This window comes from Nonomuraea candida, assembly GCF_000725485.1.
Taxonomy (GTDB): Bacteria; Actinomycetota; Actinomycetes; order Streptosporangiales; family Streptosporangiaceae; genus Nonomuraea; species Nonomuraea candida.
The window spans coordinates 50826-66913 of sequence record NZ_JOAG01000005.1 but is presented as its reverse complement, the minus strand read 5'-3'; the positions used below and the strand labels follow the sequence as shown (position 1 = coordinate 66913).

Genomic DNA, 16088 nt, shown 5'->3' with positions numbered 1-16088 from the left:
GCCCCGGCGGGGCCCCGGCGGGTGGCTCAGGACTCGCCCGAGGTGAGGGCGGTGTACTCCTCCGGCGACAGAAGGTCCTCGGGGTCGCCTTCCACGCGCACCTTGAACATCCAGCCCTCGCCGTACGGGTCGCTGTTGACCAGGCCGGGGTCGTCCACGACGGCCTGGTTCACCTCGGTGATCTCGCCGCCGACCGGGGCGTAGATCTCGTTGACGGACTTGGTCGACTCCACCTCGCCCACGGAGTCGCCCTGCTCGACGCTCGTGCCGACCTCGGGGAGCTGCACGTAGACGACGTCACCAAGCTGCTCGGCGGCGAAGGCCGTGACGCCGACGGTCACGGTGAGGCCGTCGTCGAGGCCGGCCACCCACTCGTGCTCCTTGGTGTAGCTCAGGTCGTCAGGGATGTTGCTCACTTGTTCCTCCTGTAAAAGGGCAGCTCAACCAGGTCCATAGGTTCTTGGCTGCCCCGGATGTCCACAGCCAGGCCTGAATCGGCGCCCGCGTCGACGTAGGCCATCGCGATGGGCTTTCCCAGGCTCTGGGAGGGCGCACCGCTGGTGACCTCGCCGACGACGACGCCGTCCTTGGTGACCGGGTAACCGTGGCGCGGCACCCGGCGGGTCCGCGCGACCAGGCCGACGAGCCGGCGCCGCGGCTGGTCGTCCTTGACCGCCTCGAGCGCCTGCCTGCCGACGAAGTCACCCGGCTTGTCGAATTTCACCACCCTGCCCAGCCCCGCGTCGAACGGGGTCAGCGCGGCGCTCAGCTCGTTGCCGTACAGCGGCATGCCGGCCTCGAGCCTGAGCGTGTCGCGGCTGGACAGGCCGGCGGGCTTGAGCCCGTGCGGCTCGCCGGCCGTCATGAGCGCGTGCCAGAGCGGCACCGCGTCCTGGGCGGCCACGAACAGCTCGAAGCCGTCCTCGCCGGTGTAGCCGGTGCGGGCGATGAGCGCCCGCCGCCCGTCCACCACGCCGGGCAGGCCCGCGTAGTACTTGAGCCCGGCGAGGTCGGCGTCGGTGAGCGTGGCGAGGATCTCCTGCGAGCGCGGCCCCTGGACGGCGATCAGCGCGTACTGGTCGGAGCGGTCCTCGACGGCGGCGTCGTACGCCCGCGCGCGCTCGGTCAGCTCGCCCGCCACCATCTCGCAGTTGGAGGCGTTGGCCACGACCATGAACTCCTCGTCACCGAGCCGGTAGACGATGAGGTCGTCGAGCACCCCGCCGCGCTCGTTCACGATCATGGTGTACCTGGCGCGGCCGGGCGTCAGCGCCGACAGGTGGCCGACCAGGGCGTAGTCGAGGGCTTCGCCGGCCTGCGGCCCGGTCACGAAGATCTCGCCCATGTGCGAGAGGTCGAAGAGCCCCGCCGCCTCGCGGACAGCCCTGTGCTCGGCGGACTCGCTGCCGTACCGCAGGGGCATGAGCCAGCCCGCGAAGTCGGTCAGGGTGGCGCCGAGGTCCTCGTGAACGTCTCGTAGCGGTGTCGGTCGGGACATGTGTCGCACCTCAGGACAGGAGTGGATGCCAGCATCCTCCCCCTCTGTCATGGTTGCCTGAGAGCTTCGCCCGACTTTTGCCGGACTTTCACCTTCGGCGAGGCCCCGCAGGCCTGCTTTCCAGAGGTCACCTCGGCCGCGCGGTCCTTTGCCTTGAGAGGTTCGCGGGGAGGGCTTGCTCCTTCAGGGGACCTGACCGGCTGTCAGGACGCTCTCCCGCGCGGATTCGTCGGTGATGCCCGCCAGCCTAGTGCCGTTACGGGTGTGTTGTCGCGTCACGGGAGGGGTGAACCGCCGGGGAGGTTTCTCCGGTCTTCGGGGCTTGTGCCGGGTGCCGTCAGCAGGACCGGACGAGGGCCTCGAACAAGGCGTGGCCCTCGTCCGCCTCCGGATGCCACTGCACGGCCATGGTGAACCCGGCCGGCGACTCCACGGCCTCGATCGTGCCGTCGCCGGCGGTGGCGGTGACCGTCAGGCCGGGGGCCAGGCGGTCCACCGACTGGTGGTGGTAGTGCGCGACCGCCAGCGGCTCCTCGCCCAGCGCCTTCGACAGGCGGGTGCCGGGGGCGGGGGTGACGGGCAGGCGGCCGAAGCGGCCGGGGCCCGGGCAGTGGCCGGTGTGGCCGACCACGTCGGGCAGGTGCTGGTGGAGGGTGCCGCCGAGGGCCACGTTGAGGACCTGGAGGCCCCGGCAGACGCCCAGGTAGGGCAGGCCCGCGTCGAGGGCCGCCGCCAGCAGGGCGAACTCGGCCTCGTCACGGAAGGGGCGGACGTAACCGGTGCGCTCGTGCGGGCGGGCGCCGTACCCGGCCGGGTCGATGTCGCCGCCTCCGGCCAGGATCAGCCCGTCCAGCCGGCGCACCAGCCCGGCGGGGTCGCCGGCCGGCGGCAGCAGGACGGGCTGGCCGCCGGCGCGGACGACCCGCTCCACGTACGCGTACGGCAGCAGCGCCGCCCGCGTGTCCTGCCACACGGTGAACGAGGCGGACTCGACGTAGCAGGTGATGCCGATGACGGGACCCATGGGCCGGCCTCCTACAGGGGAGTGACGTAGGCGCCGGAGATGCCGCCGTCCACGAGGAACTCGCTGGCCGTGACGAACGAGGCGTCGTCGCTGGCCAGGAAGGCCGCCGCCGCCGCGATCTCCGAGGCCTCGGCGAAGCGGCCGACCGGCACGTGCACCAGCCGCCGCCGCGCCCGCTCCGGGTCCTTGGCGAACAGCTCCCGCAGCAGCGGCGTGTTCACCGGCCCCGGGCACAGGGCGTTGACCCGGATGCCCTCCCTGGCGAACTGCACGCCCAGCTCGCGCGACATCGCCAGCACCCCGCCCTTGGAGGCGGTGTAGGAGATCTGCGAGGTGGCCGAGCCCATGACGGCCACGAAGGAGGCGGTGTTGATGATCGAGCCCTTGCCCTGGCGGCGCATGTACGGGATGGCGTGCTTGCAGCACAGGTAGACGCTGGTCAGGTTCACCTCCTGGACGCGGCGCCAGGCGTCGAGGCCGGTCTCCAGGATCGAGTCGTCGTCGGGCGGGGAGATGCCGGCGTTGTTGAAGGCGATGTCCACGCTGCCGTAGGTCTCGTGGGCGGTGGCGAACATCCGCACGACGTCGTCCTCGGAGGTCACGTCGGCCCGCACGAACAGGCCGCCGACCTCGTGGGCGGCCTTGGCGCCCGCCTCCTCGTCGATGTCCGCGCAGACCACCCTGGCGCCCTCCTCGGCGAAGCGGCGGGCCGTGGCCAGCCCGATGCCGCCGCCCGCGCCGGTGATGACCGCCACCCGATCCTGCAACCGCTGCATGTGTGTCACTCCGATGAGATGAAGACGTTCTTGGTCTCGGTGAAGGCCGCCAGCGCGTCGGGGCCGAGCTCCCTGCCGAGCCCCGACTGCTTGAAGCCGCCGAACGGGGTCCAGTAGCGCACGGAGGAGTGGGAGTTGACCGACAGGGCGCCCGACTCGACGGCCCTGGCCACGCGGAGCGCCCGCCCCACGTCGCGGGTCCAGATGGAGCCGCTCAGGCCGTAGGGGGTGTCGTTGGCGATCCGGACGGCCTGTGCCTCGTCCTCGAACCTGACCACCGACACGACGGGCCCGAAGATCTCCTCGGTGAACGCCCGGTCGGTGACCTCCGGGGTCAGCACGGTCGGCGGGAACCAGTAGCCCTTGCCCTCGGGGCAGGAGCCGCGCAGCCAGGGGGCGCCCGCGACGAAGCCCCTGACGCGTTCGAGGTGCTCGGCGCTGATCAGGGGGCCCATCTCGGTGGCCTCGTCGAGGGGGTCGCCGACCTTGACGCCGCGGACGGCCTCGGCGAGGAGCTCCATGAACGCGTCGTACACGCTGGCCTGGACGAGGATGCGGGAGCGGGCGCAGCAGTCCTGGCCGGCGTTGTCGAAGACGGCATAAGGAGCGGTTTTCGCCGCTTTTTCCACATCAGCATCGGCGAAGACGATATTCGCGGACTTGCCGCCCAGCTCCAGCGTGAGCCGCTTGACCTGCCGCGCCGCCTTGGCCGCGATCTCCTTGCCCACCTCGGTGGAGCCGGTGAACACGATCTTGGCGACGTGCGGATGCTCGACCAGGCGGGCTCCCGCGACCTCCCCTGCCCCGGGCAGCACCTGGAGCACCCCCTCGGGGAGGCCCGCCGCCAAGGCCAGCTCCGCCAGCCTCAGCGCGGTCAGCGGAGTCCACTCGGCGGGCTTGACGATCACGGTGTTGCCCGCCGCCAGCGCCGGGGCCACGCCCCACGTCATGATCACCATCGGGAAGTTCCACGGCACGATGATCCCGACCACGCCCAGGGGCTCCTGGAACGTGAGGTCCACGCCCCCGGGCACCGGGATCTGCTTGCCGTGGTTCCGCTCGGGCGCGCCGGCGTAGAAGTGCAGCACGTCGCGCACGTTGCCGGCCTCCCAGCGGGCGTTGCCGATCGTGTGCCCGGCGTTGGCCACCTCCAGCCGCGCCAGCTCCTCGCCGTGCGCGTCCACCAGGTCGGCGAACCTGCGCAGCAGCCGCGCCCGGTCGCCCGGCGCCACCTCGCGCCAGGCCGCGTACGCCTTCCTGGCACGCTCCACGGCCCGGTCGACCTCGGCCGCGCCGGCCGCCCCGACCTCGGCCAGGACCTCCTCGGTCGCCGGGTTCACGACCTGCAACACGCCCCCGTCACCCGCGTTCACCGCGCTCCCGTCACATTCGCTCGAAACCACGGAACAGCTCCCAGTCCGTCACCGCCGCGTCGAACGCGGCCAGCTCCACCCGCGCGTTGTTCGCGTAGTGCGCCACCACGTCGTCGCCGAACGCCTCCCTGGCCAGCTTCGAGCCCTCGAACAGCGCCAGCGCGTCACGCAGCGTCGCCGGCACGGTCTCGGTCTCGGTCTCGGTCTCGGCGGCGTAGGCGTTGCCCGCGCACGGCTCCTCCAGCGGCAGCTCGGCGTCGATGCCGTAGAGCCCCGCCGCGACCAGCGCCGACACCGCCAGGTACGGGTTCACGTCGCCGCCCGGCACCCGGTTCTCCACCCGCAGCGAGCCGCCGTGGCCGACCAGCCGCAGCGCGCAGGTGCGGTTGTCCACGCCCCACCTGACGGCCGTGGGGGCGAAGCTGCCGGGGACGTAACGCTTGTAGGAGTTGACGTTGGGGGCGTACAGGAGGGTCAGCTCCCGGAGGCAGGCGAGCTGGCCCGCGATGAAGCGCGCGCCGAGCGGCGAGAGGCCGTACGGGCCCTCGCCCGCCATCACCGGGTCACCCGCCGCGCTGCGCAGCGAGATGTGGATGTGGCAGGAGTTGCCCTCGCGCTGGTTCGGCTTGGCCATGAACGTGATCGACTTGCCCTCCTGGGCCGCGATCTCCTTCGCGCCGGTCTTGTAGACGACGTGGTTGTCGCAGGTGCGCAGCGCCTCGTCGTAGCGGAAGGCGATCTCGTGCTGGCCCAGGTTGCACTCGCCCTTGGCGGACTCGACGTAGAGGCCCGCGCCCTCCATGCCGCGCCTGATCCGCCGCAGCAGCGGCTCGACGCGGGCGGTGCCCAGCAGCGAGTAGTCGACGTTGTAGAGGTTGGCCGGGGTCAGGTCGCGGTAGGCGCGCCGCCAGGCGTCCTCGTAGCTGTCGTCGTAGACCACGAACTCCAGCTCGGTGCCGACGTAGGCGGCCAGGCCGCGCTCGGCCAGGCGGGCGAGCTGCCTGCGCAGGATCTGGCGCGGCGAGGCGGGCACGTCGCCGCCGTCCTCCCAGGCCAGATCGGCCATCAGCATCGCGGTGCCCTCGTGCCAGGGCATCCGGCGCAGCGTCCCCAGGTCCGGCCGCATGACGAAGTCGCCGTAACCCCGCTCCCACGAGGACATCTCGTAGCCGGGGACGGTGTTCATGTCCACGTCGACCGCCAGCAGGTAGTTGCAGCCCTCGGAGCCGTGATGCAGCACCTCGTCGAGGAAGTAGCGCGCCGACAGCCTCTTGCCCTGCAGCCTGCCCTGCATGTCGGCGATCGCCAGGAGCACGGTGTCGATCCGCCCCGCCGCCGCCTCCTCGCGCAGCTCGGCGACGGAAAGGAACCCGGTGCTCGCTCGATCGTCCACGCTGCGCAGCTCCGATCCGGCCTGAGGCGCTTTCCCGTTGATTGGGCTAGTCTCAGACCATTGATGTGCATGGCGGGATCGCTTGTCAAGACCTGAGGACACGTTGGACGAGTCGGCGCGATTGATGACGGTGTTACGCCCGGTCAGGGCGGGCAACGCCTTCGAGGAGACCGTGGAGCGGCTGCTCCAGGCGATCAAGCTGGGCGTGGTCGCGCCCGGCGACAAGCTGCCGCCCGAGCGGGAGCTGGCCGTGCGGCTCGGCATCAGCAGGGTGACCCTGCGCGAGGCCATCCGGGCGCTGTCGGAGGCCGGCTACCTCGACGTGCGCCGGGGCCGTTACGGCGGGGCCTTCGTCACGTACGTGCCGCCCAGGCCCGACGCCGGCGACCTGCGCCAGGCGGTCAAGAAGATGGGCCCGGCCGAGCTGTCCGACGCGCTCACCTTCCGGCTGGCCGTGGAGTGCGGGGCCGCCCAGGTCCTGGCCGCGCAGGTCCAGGCCGCCGCCGGGCCGACGCCCGGGCAGCGGGACGCGCTCATGCGCCGGCTCGCCGACCTCGACGGGGCCGCGCTGGAGGACTACCGCCGCCTCGACACCGCCTTCCACCTGTCGATCGCGGAGCTGACCGGCTCGACCCTGCTCGCCACGACCTGCGCCGACGCCCGGTCACGGGTCAGCGACCTGCTGAACGCCATCCCGATGCTGCAGGTCAACCTGGACCACGCCGCCGTACAGCACCGGGCCATCGTGGACGCCATCCTCGCCGGCGACCCCGACGCGGCCCGCCGCGCGGTGACCGAACACCTGGAGGGCACGGCCGCGCTGCTGCGGGCCTTCCTGTCCTGAGACGCCGGGAACGTCCGCGCGGCTCGTACCATCGAACTCAGGGTCATGGGGAACTGGTTCCAGCAAAGCATCGTGGCGACGGGACGGCTGCCGCTGTTCTGCTACTTCGTCATGCTCATCGTGGCCTTCATCGCCACCCGCATCAACGTCCGCCTGATCAGGGCCAAGGTCGGCTGGTTCCGCAACGTCAACGTGGGGGAGATGCACATCCACCACGTGGTGTTCGGCGTGGTGCTGATGTTAGTCGGCGGGGTCACGCTCATCGTCTCGCCGGATTCGCAGATCGGCACCGCCGTGGCGGCCTCGGTGTTCGGCGTCGGCTCGGCGCTCGTCCTGGACGAGTTCGCGCTGATCCTGCACCTGCACGACGTCTACTGGGAGGAGGAGGGGCGCACCTCGGTCGACGCGGTCTTCATCGCGGTCGCCGTGACCGGCCTGCTCCTCATCGGCCTGCGCCCCCTCACCTGGAACTACGGCACCCCGGTCAACCCCGCCGCGCTGATCGTCGCCAACCTGGCGCTGGCCATCGTCACGCTGCTCAAGGGCAAGATCTGGACGGGCATGGCCGGGCTGTTCGTGCCGCCCATGCTGCTGGTGGGCGCCATCCGGCTGGCCCGGCCGGGGTCGCCGTGGGCGCACTGGTTCTTCGCCAGGCAGTCGCCACGGAAGATGGCCAGGGCCATCCACCGCGAGGAGCGGTGGCGGCGGCCGGTGATCAAGGCCAAGATCGCCTTCCAGGAGTTCCTCTCCGGGCGTCACGATCTCCCTTCCACCCGGCGCGGCCGTCGGCATACTTGAGCCATGTCACTTCGGTCGTGGTGTGGCGGCCTGGCCGAGAGGGCCCCCGAGTCCCCGGACGGGCCCGGCCACCGGCCGGCCCGGGAGAGGAAGCCGCCCCTGCGGCGGGAGACGGCCGCCTGATGCGCTTCCCGCCCTTCCAGGAGCGGCTGCTCGGCGCCGTGCTGCCCGTCTGCGACCGCTACGGCCTGCTCCTCGCGGGTGTCCATGCGCTCAGGGCGCACGGCTGCACCCACCGGCCGAGCCGGAACCTCCACTTCGCCACCGCCGGGGAGACACCGCTGCCCGACGTGGCGCAGGACGTGGCTGGAGCGCTTCAGGAGGCCGGGCTGGAGGCCACGGTCATCGAGGTCACCCCGCGCCTGGGCCGGCTGCTGGCGCGGGACACCGCGACCGGCGAGACCTGCGCGTTCGGCCTCATGCGCGAGGCGCTCCAGCAGCGGCCCGTCACCCGCGGCACGGTCAAGGTGCTCGGGCTGGACGACGCCGTGGGGCTGAAGATGCGCGCCGTGCACGAACGCGGCCTCGCCCGCGACATCATCGACGTCGCCGCGGTCGGGCACCTCTACTCCTTCCGCGAGCTCGAAAGCCTCGCCAGGCCGCACAACGACTGCTTCTCGCCTTATGAGCTGGCGTCGCGGCTGGAATCCGTCGATTTCATGAGCGACGAGGAGTTCGAGGGCTACGGGCTCGACGAGGCGCGGATCCGAGCGGTCCGGCGGTTCGCGCGGGCGTGGCTGGAGGACATCAAGCTGCGGCGAGCCGACGACGGCGACGCCGAATACGACCATCCCGACGTGCCGGAGATCGACTAGACGGGCTCTGCCCGGACCGGCTCCGGAGGGGGCGTGCCGGAAACGGCTGGAAGAGCGTTCTCGGGACGGCTCGGCCGGAGGGGTGTGCTCGGAACGGCCTGGCCGGAGGGGTGCGCTCGGGACGGCTCGGCCGGAGGGCGGGACCCGCTGATCGCCTACCCGGATGCCGGTCTCCTCCCTGAGGATGAGAGTCAACCAAAGTTGACATACTTAAGTCGTCAATCTAAGTTGACGCCTGGAAGGCGGTGCGGATCGGGCCGCCCCGTTCGTTGGCGAGAAGTTGAGAAATGTCGTGAGAGGGGATGCGTGTGGTCAAGGAGCTGCTCGGCTACGTCCGCGCACACCGGAAGGTCCTCCTGCTCGGCGGGTTACTGAGCCTGATCGGCTCGGCGGCGGGCCTGGCGATGCCGCTGCTGGCCAAGTACGTGGTGGACGCCTTCGGCCAGGACCGCTCGATGGCCGGGCCGCTGCTCGGGCTGACCGTGGCGGTGCTGGTGGGCGCGGTCGTCTCGGCCGGCGGAAGTTACCTGATGGAGCGCACCGGCGAGGGCATCGTGCTCGGCGCGCGGCGCAAGCTCGTGGACCGGATGTTGCGCCTCAAGGTCGCCGACGTGGACCGGCTCAAGCCCGGCGACCTGCTGTCGCGGGTGACCGGCGACACCACGTTGCTGCGCGCGGTGCTGACCAACGGCATCGTCGACTCGGTCAGCTCGGTCTTCATGCTGGTCGGCGCGATCGTCCTGATGGTGGCCATGGACGGCGTGCTGCTGCTGGTGACGCTGCTCATCGTGGCGGTGATCGGCGGGCTGGTCGCGCTCATCATGCCGAAGATCATGCGGGCGCAGACGCACGCCCAGGAGGCCGTGGGCGAGATGGGCGCGGTGCTGGACCGGGCGCTGCAGGCGTACCGGACGGTCAAGGCCAGCGGCGCGGAGGAGCGGGAGATCGCGGTCGTCGGCGAGGCCGCGACGCGGGCCCGCGACCGCGGGCTGCAGGTCGCCGGCTGGACGTCGCTCGCGGGGGTGGCGACGTGGATGGCGGTGCAGATCGCGTTTCTGGCGGTGCTGGCCGTGGGCGGCGCGCGGGTCGCCTCGGGCACGCTGGAGGTGTCGTCGCTGATCGCGTTCCTGCTCTACCTGTTCTACCTCGTGCCGCCGATCGGGCAGCTCGTGCAGGGCGGGGTGCAGTTGCAGCAGGGCCTGGCCGCGATGAAGCGGCTCAAGGAGATCGAGGACCTGCCCGCCGAGCCGGTCGGGGTCGTCGCGCCGCAGGAGGCGGAGCCGGTCGGCGTGACGTTCAGGGACGTCGTGTTCCGGTACGGCGACGACCGCCCCGTCGTGCACGACGGCGTCAGCTTCGAGGTGCCGCCCGGCGGGCTCACCGCGCTGGTCGGCCCCTCGGGCGCGGGCAAGTCCACGGTGTTCGCGCTGCTCGAACGCTTCTACGACCACCAGGGCGGCACGATCGAGATCGGCGGCAGGGATATCCGCGACTGGCCGCTGGGCGAGCTGCGCGCCGCGCTGGGATACGTCGAGCAGGACGCCCCCGTGCTGGCCGGCACGCTGCGGGAGAACCTGCTCTTCGCCGCCCAGGACGCCACGGAGGAGGAGCTGCGCCGCGCGATCGCGCGCACCCGGCTCGACGACCTGGTGGCTCGGCTGCCCGACGGGCTGGAGACGCCGGTCGGCCACCGGGGCGTGCTGCTGTCGGGCGGCGAGCGGCAGCGCGTGTCCATCGCCAGGGCGCTGCTGCGCCGGCCCCGGCTGCTGCTGCTCGACGAGGCCACCTCGCAGCTCGACGCGGTCAACGAGCTGCGCCTGCGCGAGGTCATCGCCGAGGTGGCCGGTGAGACCACCGTGCTGGTGATCGCGCACCGCCTGTCCACCGTGACGGGCGCCGACCGGATCGTGGTCATGGAGGGCGGGGGCGTGCGGGCGGTGGGCACGCACGACGAGCTGGTCGGCACGGACGAGCTCTACCGGGAGCTGGCCGCCACCCAGTTCCTGGTGAGTTAACGATCTTGTCGAGTTCCGGACATCCGTAGTTGGGGGTCGAAACCTACGGTTGCGGCCGACGCCCCCTTCCCGGTCCCTTCGTGAGCGGCCCGTTCGCGAAGGGATCACCACGGCCGTAACCGCCCGCCGACGTGCGGTCACGTCGTCCGATGCGCGACTCCTGACCTGCTTTGTTATCCATGATCGGGATGAGAATTCCGGGTCGCAGGCGTTGGAGGTGGCGTGGCGGACGGATATCACGGTGGGCTCGACGTGCTGCTGGATGGCCGGAGGCTGTCGCCCGTGCAGCAGCGCATCGCGGACTATCTGGGCGAGCATCTCGACGAAGCGATCTTCCTCAACAGCGTGGAGCTGGCCGAACGGGCCGGGGTCAGCCAGCCCTCCGTGACCAGGTTCGCCATGGTGCTGGGCTTCGCCGGCTACCCCGAGCTGCGCCAGGCCCTGCGGCCGCTGGTGCTGGGCGGCGGGGTGGAGGCGCCGCACGAGAGCCTGCTGCGCGGCGCCATCGACTGCGAGATCCGCAACCTCGCCCTGCTCAGGGAGCGGCTGTCGGCCTTCCCCCTCAAGGAGCTGGGCGAGCAGCTCGCCGCGACCGAGCCGCTGCCCGTGCTGGGGCTGCGCGTCTCGTGCGGGCTGGCCACCACCTTCGCCTACTACGCCCGCCGCATCCACCCCGACGTGCGGCTGTTCACCCACGGCGGCTCCGAGCTGGCCGACGGGCTGCACGCGGCCCGCCGCTCCGGCGCCGAATGGGTGGTGGCGGTGGTCCTGCCGCGCTATCCGGCGGAGGCCGTGCGCGCCCTCGAGTACGCCGGCGAGCTCGGCCTGCGCGCCGCCGTCATCACCGACCGGCCCGACTTCCCCGCCGAGGTCGTGCTGGACGCCCCCGTCGGCGACCGGCTCGTCTTCGACTCGCACGCGGCGCCGCTGGCCCTGGCCATGGCCCTGGTGGAGGCCATGGCCGACGCGGCGCCGCTGCGCACCCGGGCCAGGCTCGACGAGTACGAGCGGATGACCGGCGAGACCGGCACCTTCCTACCCGGCGATCGTCCTTAGCCCTACCCGGCGATCTTCCTTAGCGCCCGCATCGACCACATGGTGGTGAGCGCCGCCAGCGCGACGAACACCCCGAACGCGATCGGCACCGACGGGTCGGCCGGCCGCCCGTGGAACAGCGCCCGCCCGGCCTCGACCGCGTGGTAGAGCGGGTTGGCCGGCGCGAGGAAGCGCATCCAGGAGGGCGCGAACGCGATCGGCACGAGCAGCCCGGCCAGCAGCATGAGCGGCAGCGTGAACATGTTGAGCGTCTGCGACATGCCGTTCTCGTCGCGCACGGTCAGCGCCAGCCCCTGCGACAGGCTGGAGGCGAACAGCCCGGTCGCGGCCATGAGCAGCAGCATCAGCACCAGCTCCACGACCCCGATCCGCACGCCCATCGCGAAGGCCACGACCAGCACCAGGACGGCCTGGAGGACCAGCATGACCATGTCCTTGGCCACCCGGCCCAGCACGATGGCCGGCCGCCAGGCGGGGCTGACCGCGTGCCGCTCCAGCGAGCCGTTGCGCAGGTCGGCGATGAGCCCGAAGCCGGAGAACAGCGCGCCGAAGACGGCGATCATCAGCATGGCCGCCGGGGTGAACATGCGCAGCGCGTCCACCGTCGTGCCGCCCGGTGTCATGGTCTTCAGCAGCGGCGCGAACATCAGCAGGTACAACACCGGCTGGATGAGCCCGAACAGCGGCCAGACCGGGTTGCTGAAGGACTTCCTCAGCTCGTAGCCGGTGAACAGGGCGGCGTGGCGGATCACGCGGCGGCTCCCGCGTCGCGCAGGGTGCGGCCGGTCTTGGCCAGGAAGACGTCGTCGAGCGTGGAGCGGTCGAGCGCGATCGAGGTCAGGCCGAGGCGCTGCTCCTGCAGCGCGCGCAGCAGCACGGGCAGCGTGCGCTCGCCGTCGTCCACGTAGACGCGCAGCAGGTCGTCGTCCAGGCGGGTCTCGCGGGCCAGCGGCTTGAGCGTGGCGGCGGCGCGCTCCGGCTCGTCCACCCTGAGCGAGATCACGTCGCCGGAGACCTCCCGCTTCAGCTCGGCGGGGGTGCCCTCGGCCACGATCACGCCGTGGTCGACGATCACCAGCCGGTCGCACAGGGCGTCGGCCTCGTCGAGGTAGTGGGTGCTGAGCAGCACGCCGGTGCCCGACTCGCGCAGCTGCCTGATGCGCTCCCACAGGTTGGCGCGGTTCTGCGGGTCGAGGCCGGTGGTGGGCTCGTCGAGGAAGAGCAGCGGCGGGTTGTGCACCAGCCCGATCGCGACGGCCACGCGCTGCTTCTGCCCGCCCGACAGCGTGCGGGCCGGCCGGTCGGCCAGCTCGGTCAGCTCGAAGCGCGCCAGCACCTCGGCCGTGGCGCGCTTCGGGTCGGCCAGGCCGTGGACCTTGGCGGCCATCAGGACCTGGGCGCGGGCGCTGGTGGTGTCCTCCACCCCGCCGGCCTGGCTCACGTAGCCCAGGGCGCGCCGGACCGCGGCCGGCTCCCTGAGCAGGTCGTGCCCGGCGATCGTGGCGGTGCCCGCGTCGGGGACGATCAGCGTGGCCAGCATCCTGATCGTGGTGGTCTTGCCCGCGCCGTTGGGCCCGAGCACGCCGAAGATCTCGCCCTCGGCCACGTCGAGGTCCACGCCGCGCACGGCCTCGACGGTCTGGGCGCCCTTCCTGCTCCTGGTGGTGAACGTCTTGCGTAAACCGCGTGCCTGAATGATCATCTGGGGGATCGGCTCCTTCATGGCAACTCGTCGGCCTCGACGCGCGGGATCGCCTGCTCCACCCAGTCGAGCTGGGCCTGGAACATGGCCCGCTGCAGGCCGAGATTCTCGTTGACGTGCCGGGGGGCGCCGTGGGCCGGCTTCACGGCGGCCATGTGGCCCATGGTCTCGACGTACATCCGCAGCTGCGCCCGCCGGCCCCGCAGCGCGGTCAGCACCTCCTGCCTGTCCAGGTGGTTCATGAACGTCATCGCCACCTGGAAGGGGTCGACGATGGGCTTGACCTCGTGCCAGGCGTGCAGCAGCAGCCGCTGGAACTCCTCCCGGCCGAGCTCGGTGAGCGCGTAGACGACCTTGCCGCCCCGGCCCGCCTCGACGACCTCCAGCAGGCCCTCGTCGGCCATCTTGCTCAGACCGTGGTAGATCGAGCCGAAGGCCACGTTGGTCCAGCTTTCCACGCCCATGGTCTCCAGGCGGCGGCGTACGCCGTAGCCGTTCATGGGCCCGTCGAGCAGGGCGCCGAGTATCAGGATGCGCGTCGAGGACATGTATTCAAGTTTGTACTCAAATTTGAATAGCCGTCAAGGTCAATAAGCTGCCTGTCATGACTGAACGACCGATCGCGCTGGTCACAGGCGCTTCACGCGGTGTCGGGGCGGCCGTGGCCCGGGCCCTCGCACCCACGCACGACGTCCTCCTCGGCGGCAGGGACGAGCGGGCGCTGGCCGCGCTGGCGGCCGAGCTGCCCGGCGCGCGGCCCTGGCCGGTGGAGCTGACCCGCGTCGCGGCCGCCGACGTGGAGGGCGTGCCGCGGCTCGACGTGCTCGTGCACAGTGCCGGGGTCAGCACGCTCGGGCGCGTCGACGAGCAGTCGGCCGACGTGTGGCGCCGGACCATGGAGGTCAACGTCGTCGCGGTCGCCGAGCTGACCCGGCTGCTGCTGCCCGCGCTCAGGCGGGCCGGCGGGCACGTGGTGTGCGTGAACTCGGGGTCGGGGCTGCGGGCCAACGCGGCGTGGGGCTCGTACGCGGCCAGCAAGTTCGCGCTCAAGGCGTTCGCCGACGTGCTGCGGCTGGAGGAGCCCGAGCTGCGGGTCACCACGGTCTACCCGGGGCGGACGGCCACCGACATGCAGCGGGGCGTGCGGGCGTACGAAGGCGGGGAGTTCGAGCCCGAGAAGTATCTGCGGCCGGAGAGCGTGGCGCGCGCCGTGCTGGCCGCCGTCACCGCCGGGCCCGACGCCCACCTCACCGAGCTGACCCTCCGGCCCAGGGGCGGCCTCCCCAACTGAACGGCCGCGTCAGCCGGGCGGCTGCCCAAACTGGACGGCCGTGTCAACTGGACGGCCGTGTCAACTGGACGGCGCGTGTCGGCAGGACGGCGCGTCGCAAGGACGGCCGCGTCAACTCAGCGGCTGTGTTCTCCCTGGCGCGGGCCATGCTTGCGCCGCCCGCCGTCCGGCGGGGGCGTGCCCGGCGTGTCCCGGTCCCCCTCCGGGCCCGCCGAGCGGGCAGACTGCCAGACGGGGCGCCTGCCCCCGACCTACCGGTACGAGCGGGCCCGGCCGCCCGCGAAGGGAGAGCCCATGACGACGCGTGCCGAGGGAAGAGCCGTGATGGCCACGACGCTCATCGACGGGATCGGGCTGCTCTACACCGGCGACCCCGAGCGCGAGGAGATCGCCGACGCCGCGCTCGTCATCGAGGACGGCCTGGTCGCCTGGCTCGGCCCCGCCGCGCAGGCCCCCGACGCCGACGAGCGGGTGGACGCCGGGGGCCGGGCGGTGATCCCCGGCTTCGTCGACAGCCACGCCCACCTGATCTTCGCCGGTGACCGGACGGCCGAGTTCCAGGCCCGCATGTCCGGCGAGCCGTACACCGGGGGCGGCATCAGGACCACGGTCGCCGCCACCCGCCGCGCCGGCGAGGCCGAGCTGGCCACCCGCGCGTTCGCCCTGGTGGACGAGATGCGCGAGCAGGGCACCACCACCGTGGAGATCAAGAGCGGGTACGGCCTGACCGTCGAGCACGAGCGGCGCTCGCTGGAGATCGCCACCGCGCTCACCGACGAGACCACGTTCCTGGGCGCGCACGTCGTGCCGCCGGACATGGACGCCGACTCCTACGTCCGGCTCGTGGCGGGGGAGATGCTGCGGGCGTGCGCGCCGTACGCGAAGTGGGTGGACGTGTTCTGCGAGCGGGGCGCGTTCGACGGGGACCAGACCAGGGAGATCCTCTCGGCCGGGCTGAAGGCGGGGCTCGGGGCGCGGGTGCACGCCAACCAGCTCGGCGCGGGGCCGGGGGTGCGCATCGCCTGCGAGCTGGGCGCGGCCTCCGCCGACCACTGCACCCACCTGACCCCGGCCGACGTGGACGCCCTGGCCTCCTCGGGTACGGTGGCGACGCTGCTGCCCGGGGCCGAGTTCTCCACCCGGTCGCCGTACCCCGACGCGCGGCGGCTGATCGACGCCGGCGTCACCGTGGCGCTGGCCACCGACTGCAACCCCGGCTCGTCGTTCACCTCGTCGATGCCGTTCTGCGTGGCGCTGGCCGTGCGCGAGATGGGCATGACGCCGCTGGAGGCGATCAGGGCGGCGACGTACGGAGGGGCGCGCGCGTTGCGCCGTACGGACGTAGGCTGGCTACGGCGCGGAGCCCGCGCGGACCTCGTCCTCCTCGACGCCCCCTCCTATGTGCATCTGGCCTACCGGCCCGGCGTTCCCCTCGTTCACCAGGTGTTTCACGGGGGCCTCCTCCTTTAGGAGGACGTCCAGAACCATCCCGCAGACGTAGCG

16 protein-coding genes and 2 riboswitches are annotated in these 16088 nt (G+C 72.0%); of the genes, 7 read left to right on the top strand and 9 right to left on the bottom strand.

Translation table 11 applies throughout. The features are described 5' to 3' along the window. Positions 1–26: 26 nt before the first annotated feature. From gcvH to IO39_RS03920, 6 genes are all read right to left on the bottom strand, one after another. A complete protein-coding gene (gene gcvH / locus IO39_RS03945; RefSeq protein ID WP_043616071.1) occupies positions 27–416 on the bottom strand; it encodes a glycine cleavage system protein GcvH in 390 nt (129 codons plus the stop codon). Further along, entirely contained in the window at positions 413–1498 is a 1086-nt protein-coding gene (gcvT, locus tag IO39_RS03940) for a glycine cleavage system aminomethyltransferase GcvT (protein ID WP_043616069.1), read from the bottom strand. The genes gcvH and gcvT overlap by 4 nt, the downstream gene beginning before the upstream one ends. A 34-nt stretch (positions 1499–1532) precedes the next feature. Beyond that, positions 1533–1629: riboswitch (glycine riboswitch) on the bottom strand. Next, positions 1630–1727, bottom strand: a riboswitch (glycine riboswitch). It abuts the riboswitch before it with no gap. Between the two features lie 108 nt (positions 1728–1835). Then, positions 1836–2522 (bottom strand): gamma-glutamyl-gamma-aminobutyrate hydrolase family protein, encoded by a 687-nt coding sequence (locus tag IO39_RS03935; protein WP_043616066.1) that lies wholly within the window; start codon positions 2520–2522, stop codon positions 1836–1838. An 11-nt stretch (positions 2523–2533) separates the two neighbouring features. Next, positions 2534–3298, bottom strand: a complete 765-nt coding sequence (locus tag IO39_RS03930) for a 3-oxoacyl-ACP reductase (protein ID WP_043616064.1) — start codon at positions 3296–3298, stop codon at positions 2534–2536. A gap of 5 nt (positions 3299–3303) precedes the next feature. Then, positions 3304–4647 carry an aldehyde dehydrogenase family protein gene (locus IO39_RS03925; RefSeq protein WP_052422462.1) on the bottom strand — a complete coding sequence of 448 codons (1344 nt, stop codon included), beginning with the start codon at positions 4645–4647 and terminating at the stop codon, positions 3304–3306. A 34-nt stretch (positions 4648–4681) separates the two neighbouring features. Beyond that, positions 4682–6064 carry a glutamine synthetase family protein gene (locus IO39_RS03920; RefSeq protein ID WP_043616061.1) on the bottom strand — a complete coding sequence of 461 codons (1383 nt, stop codon included), beginning with the start codon at positions 6062–6064 and terminating at the stop codon, positions 4682–4684. Between the two features lie 124 nt (positions 6065–6188). On the opposite strand from IO39_RS03920, the gene IO39_RS03915 reads away from it, so the two are divergent. From IO39_RS03915 to IO39_RS03895, 5 genes are all read left to right on the top strand, one after another. Next, complete coding sequence (locus IO39_RS03915) at positions 6189–6908, top strand: FadR/GntR family transcriptional regulator (protein ID WP_043616058.1); 720 nt, start codon at positions 6189–6191, stop codon at positions 6906–6908. Positions 6909–6953: 45 nt separating this feature from the next. Further along, positions 6954–7706, top strand: coding sequence for a hypothetical protein (locus IO39_RS54080; RefSeq protein WP_043616055.1), 753 nt, complete (start codon positions 6954–6956; stop codon positions 7704–7706). Positions 7707–7828: 122 nt separating this feature from the next. Continuing rightward, positions 7829–8521 carry a hypothetical protein gene (locus IO39_RS03905; protein ID WP_043616052.1) on the top strand — a complete coding sequence of 231 codons (693 nt, stop codon included), beginning with the start codon at positions 7829–7831 and terminating at the stop codon, positions 8519–8521. A 302-nt stretch (positions 8522–8823) separates the two neighbouring features. Beyond that, complete coding sequence (locus IO39_RS03900; RefSeq protein ID WP_052422424.1) at positions 8824–10536, top strand: ABC transporter ATP-binding protein; 1713 nt, start codon at positions 8824–8826, stop codon at positions 10534–10536. A gap of 222 nt (positions 10537–10758) precedes the next feature. Next, complete coding sequence (locus IO39_RS03895) at positions 10759–11592, top strand: MurR/RpiR family transcriptional regulator (protein ID WP_043616049.1); 834 nt, start codon at positions 10759–10761, stop codon at positions 11590–11592. A gap of 2 nt (positions 11593–11594) precedes the next feature. Here the strand turns inward: IO39_RS03895 and IO39_RS03890 are convergent, their stop codons facing one another. The 3 genes from IO39_RS03890 to IO39_RS03880 are packed head-to-tail and all read right to left on the bottom strand — an operon-like array spanning position 11595 to position 13842. Then, positions 11595–12344: an ABC transporter permease gene (locus tag IO39_RS03890; protein ID WP_052422423.1), complete on the bottom strand. Its 750-nt coding sequence runs from the start codon at positions 12342–12344 to the stop codon at positions 11595–11597. Next, entirely contained in the window at positions 12341–13294 is a 954-nt protein-coding gene (locus tag IO39_RS03885) for an ATP-binding cassette domain-containing protein (protein ID WP_157547872.1), read from the bottom strand. Before IO39_RS03885 ends, IO39_RS03890 begins: the two co-directional genes overlap by 4 nt. Positions 13295–13311: 17 nt before the next feature. Further along, positions 13312–13842, bottom strand: a complete 531-nt coding sequence (locus IO39_RS03880) for a PadR family transcriptional regulator (RefSeq protein ID WP_052422422.1) — start codon at positions 13840–13842, stop codon at positions 13312–13314. A 56-nt stretch (positions 13843–13898) separates the two neighbouring features. Between IO39_RS03880 and IO39_RS03875 the strand changes: the two genes are divergently transcribed. Beyond that, a complete protein-coding gene (locus IO39_RS03875) occupies positions 13899–14585 on the top strand; it encodes an SDR family oxidoreductase (protein WP_043616046.1) in 687 nt (228 codons plus the stop codon). A gap of 294 nt (positions 14586–14879) precedes the next feature. Further along, positions 14880–16055: an imidazolonepropionase gene (hutI, locus tag IO39_RS03870; RefSeq protein WP_052422421.1), complete on the top strand. Its 1176-nt coding sequence runs from the start codon at positions 14880–14882 to the stop codon at positions 16053–16055. Positions 16056–16088 lie beyond the last annotated feature (33 nt).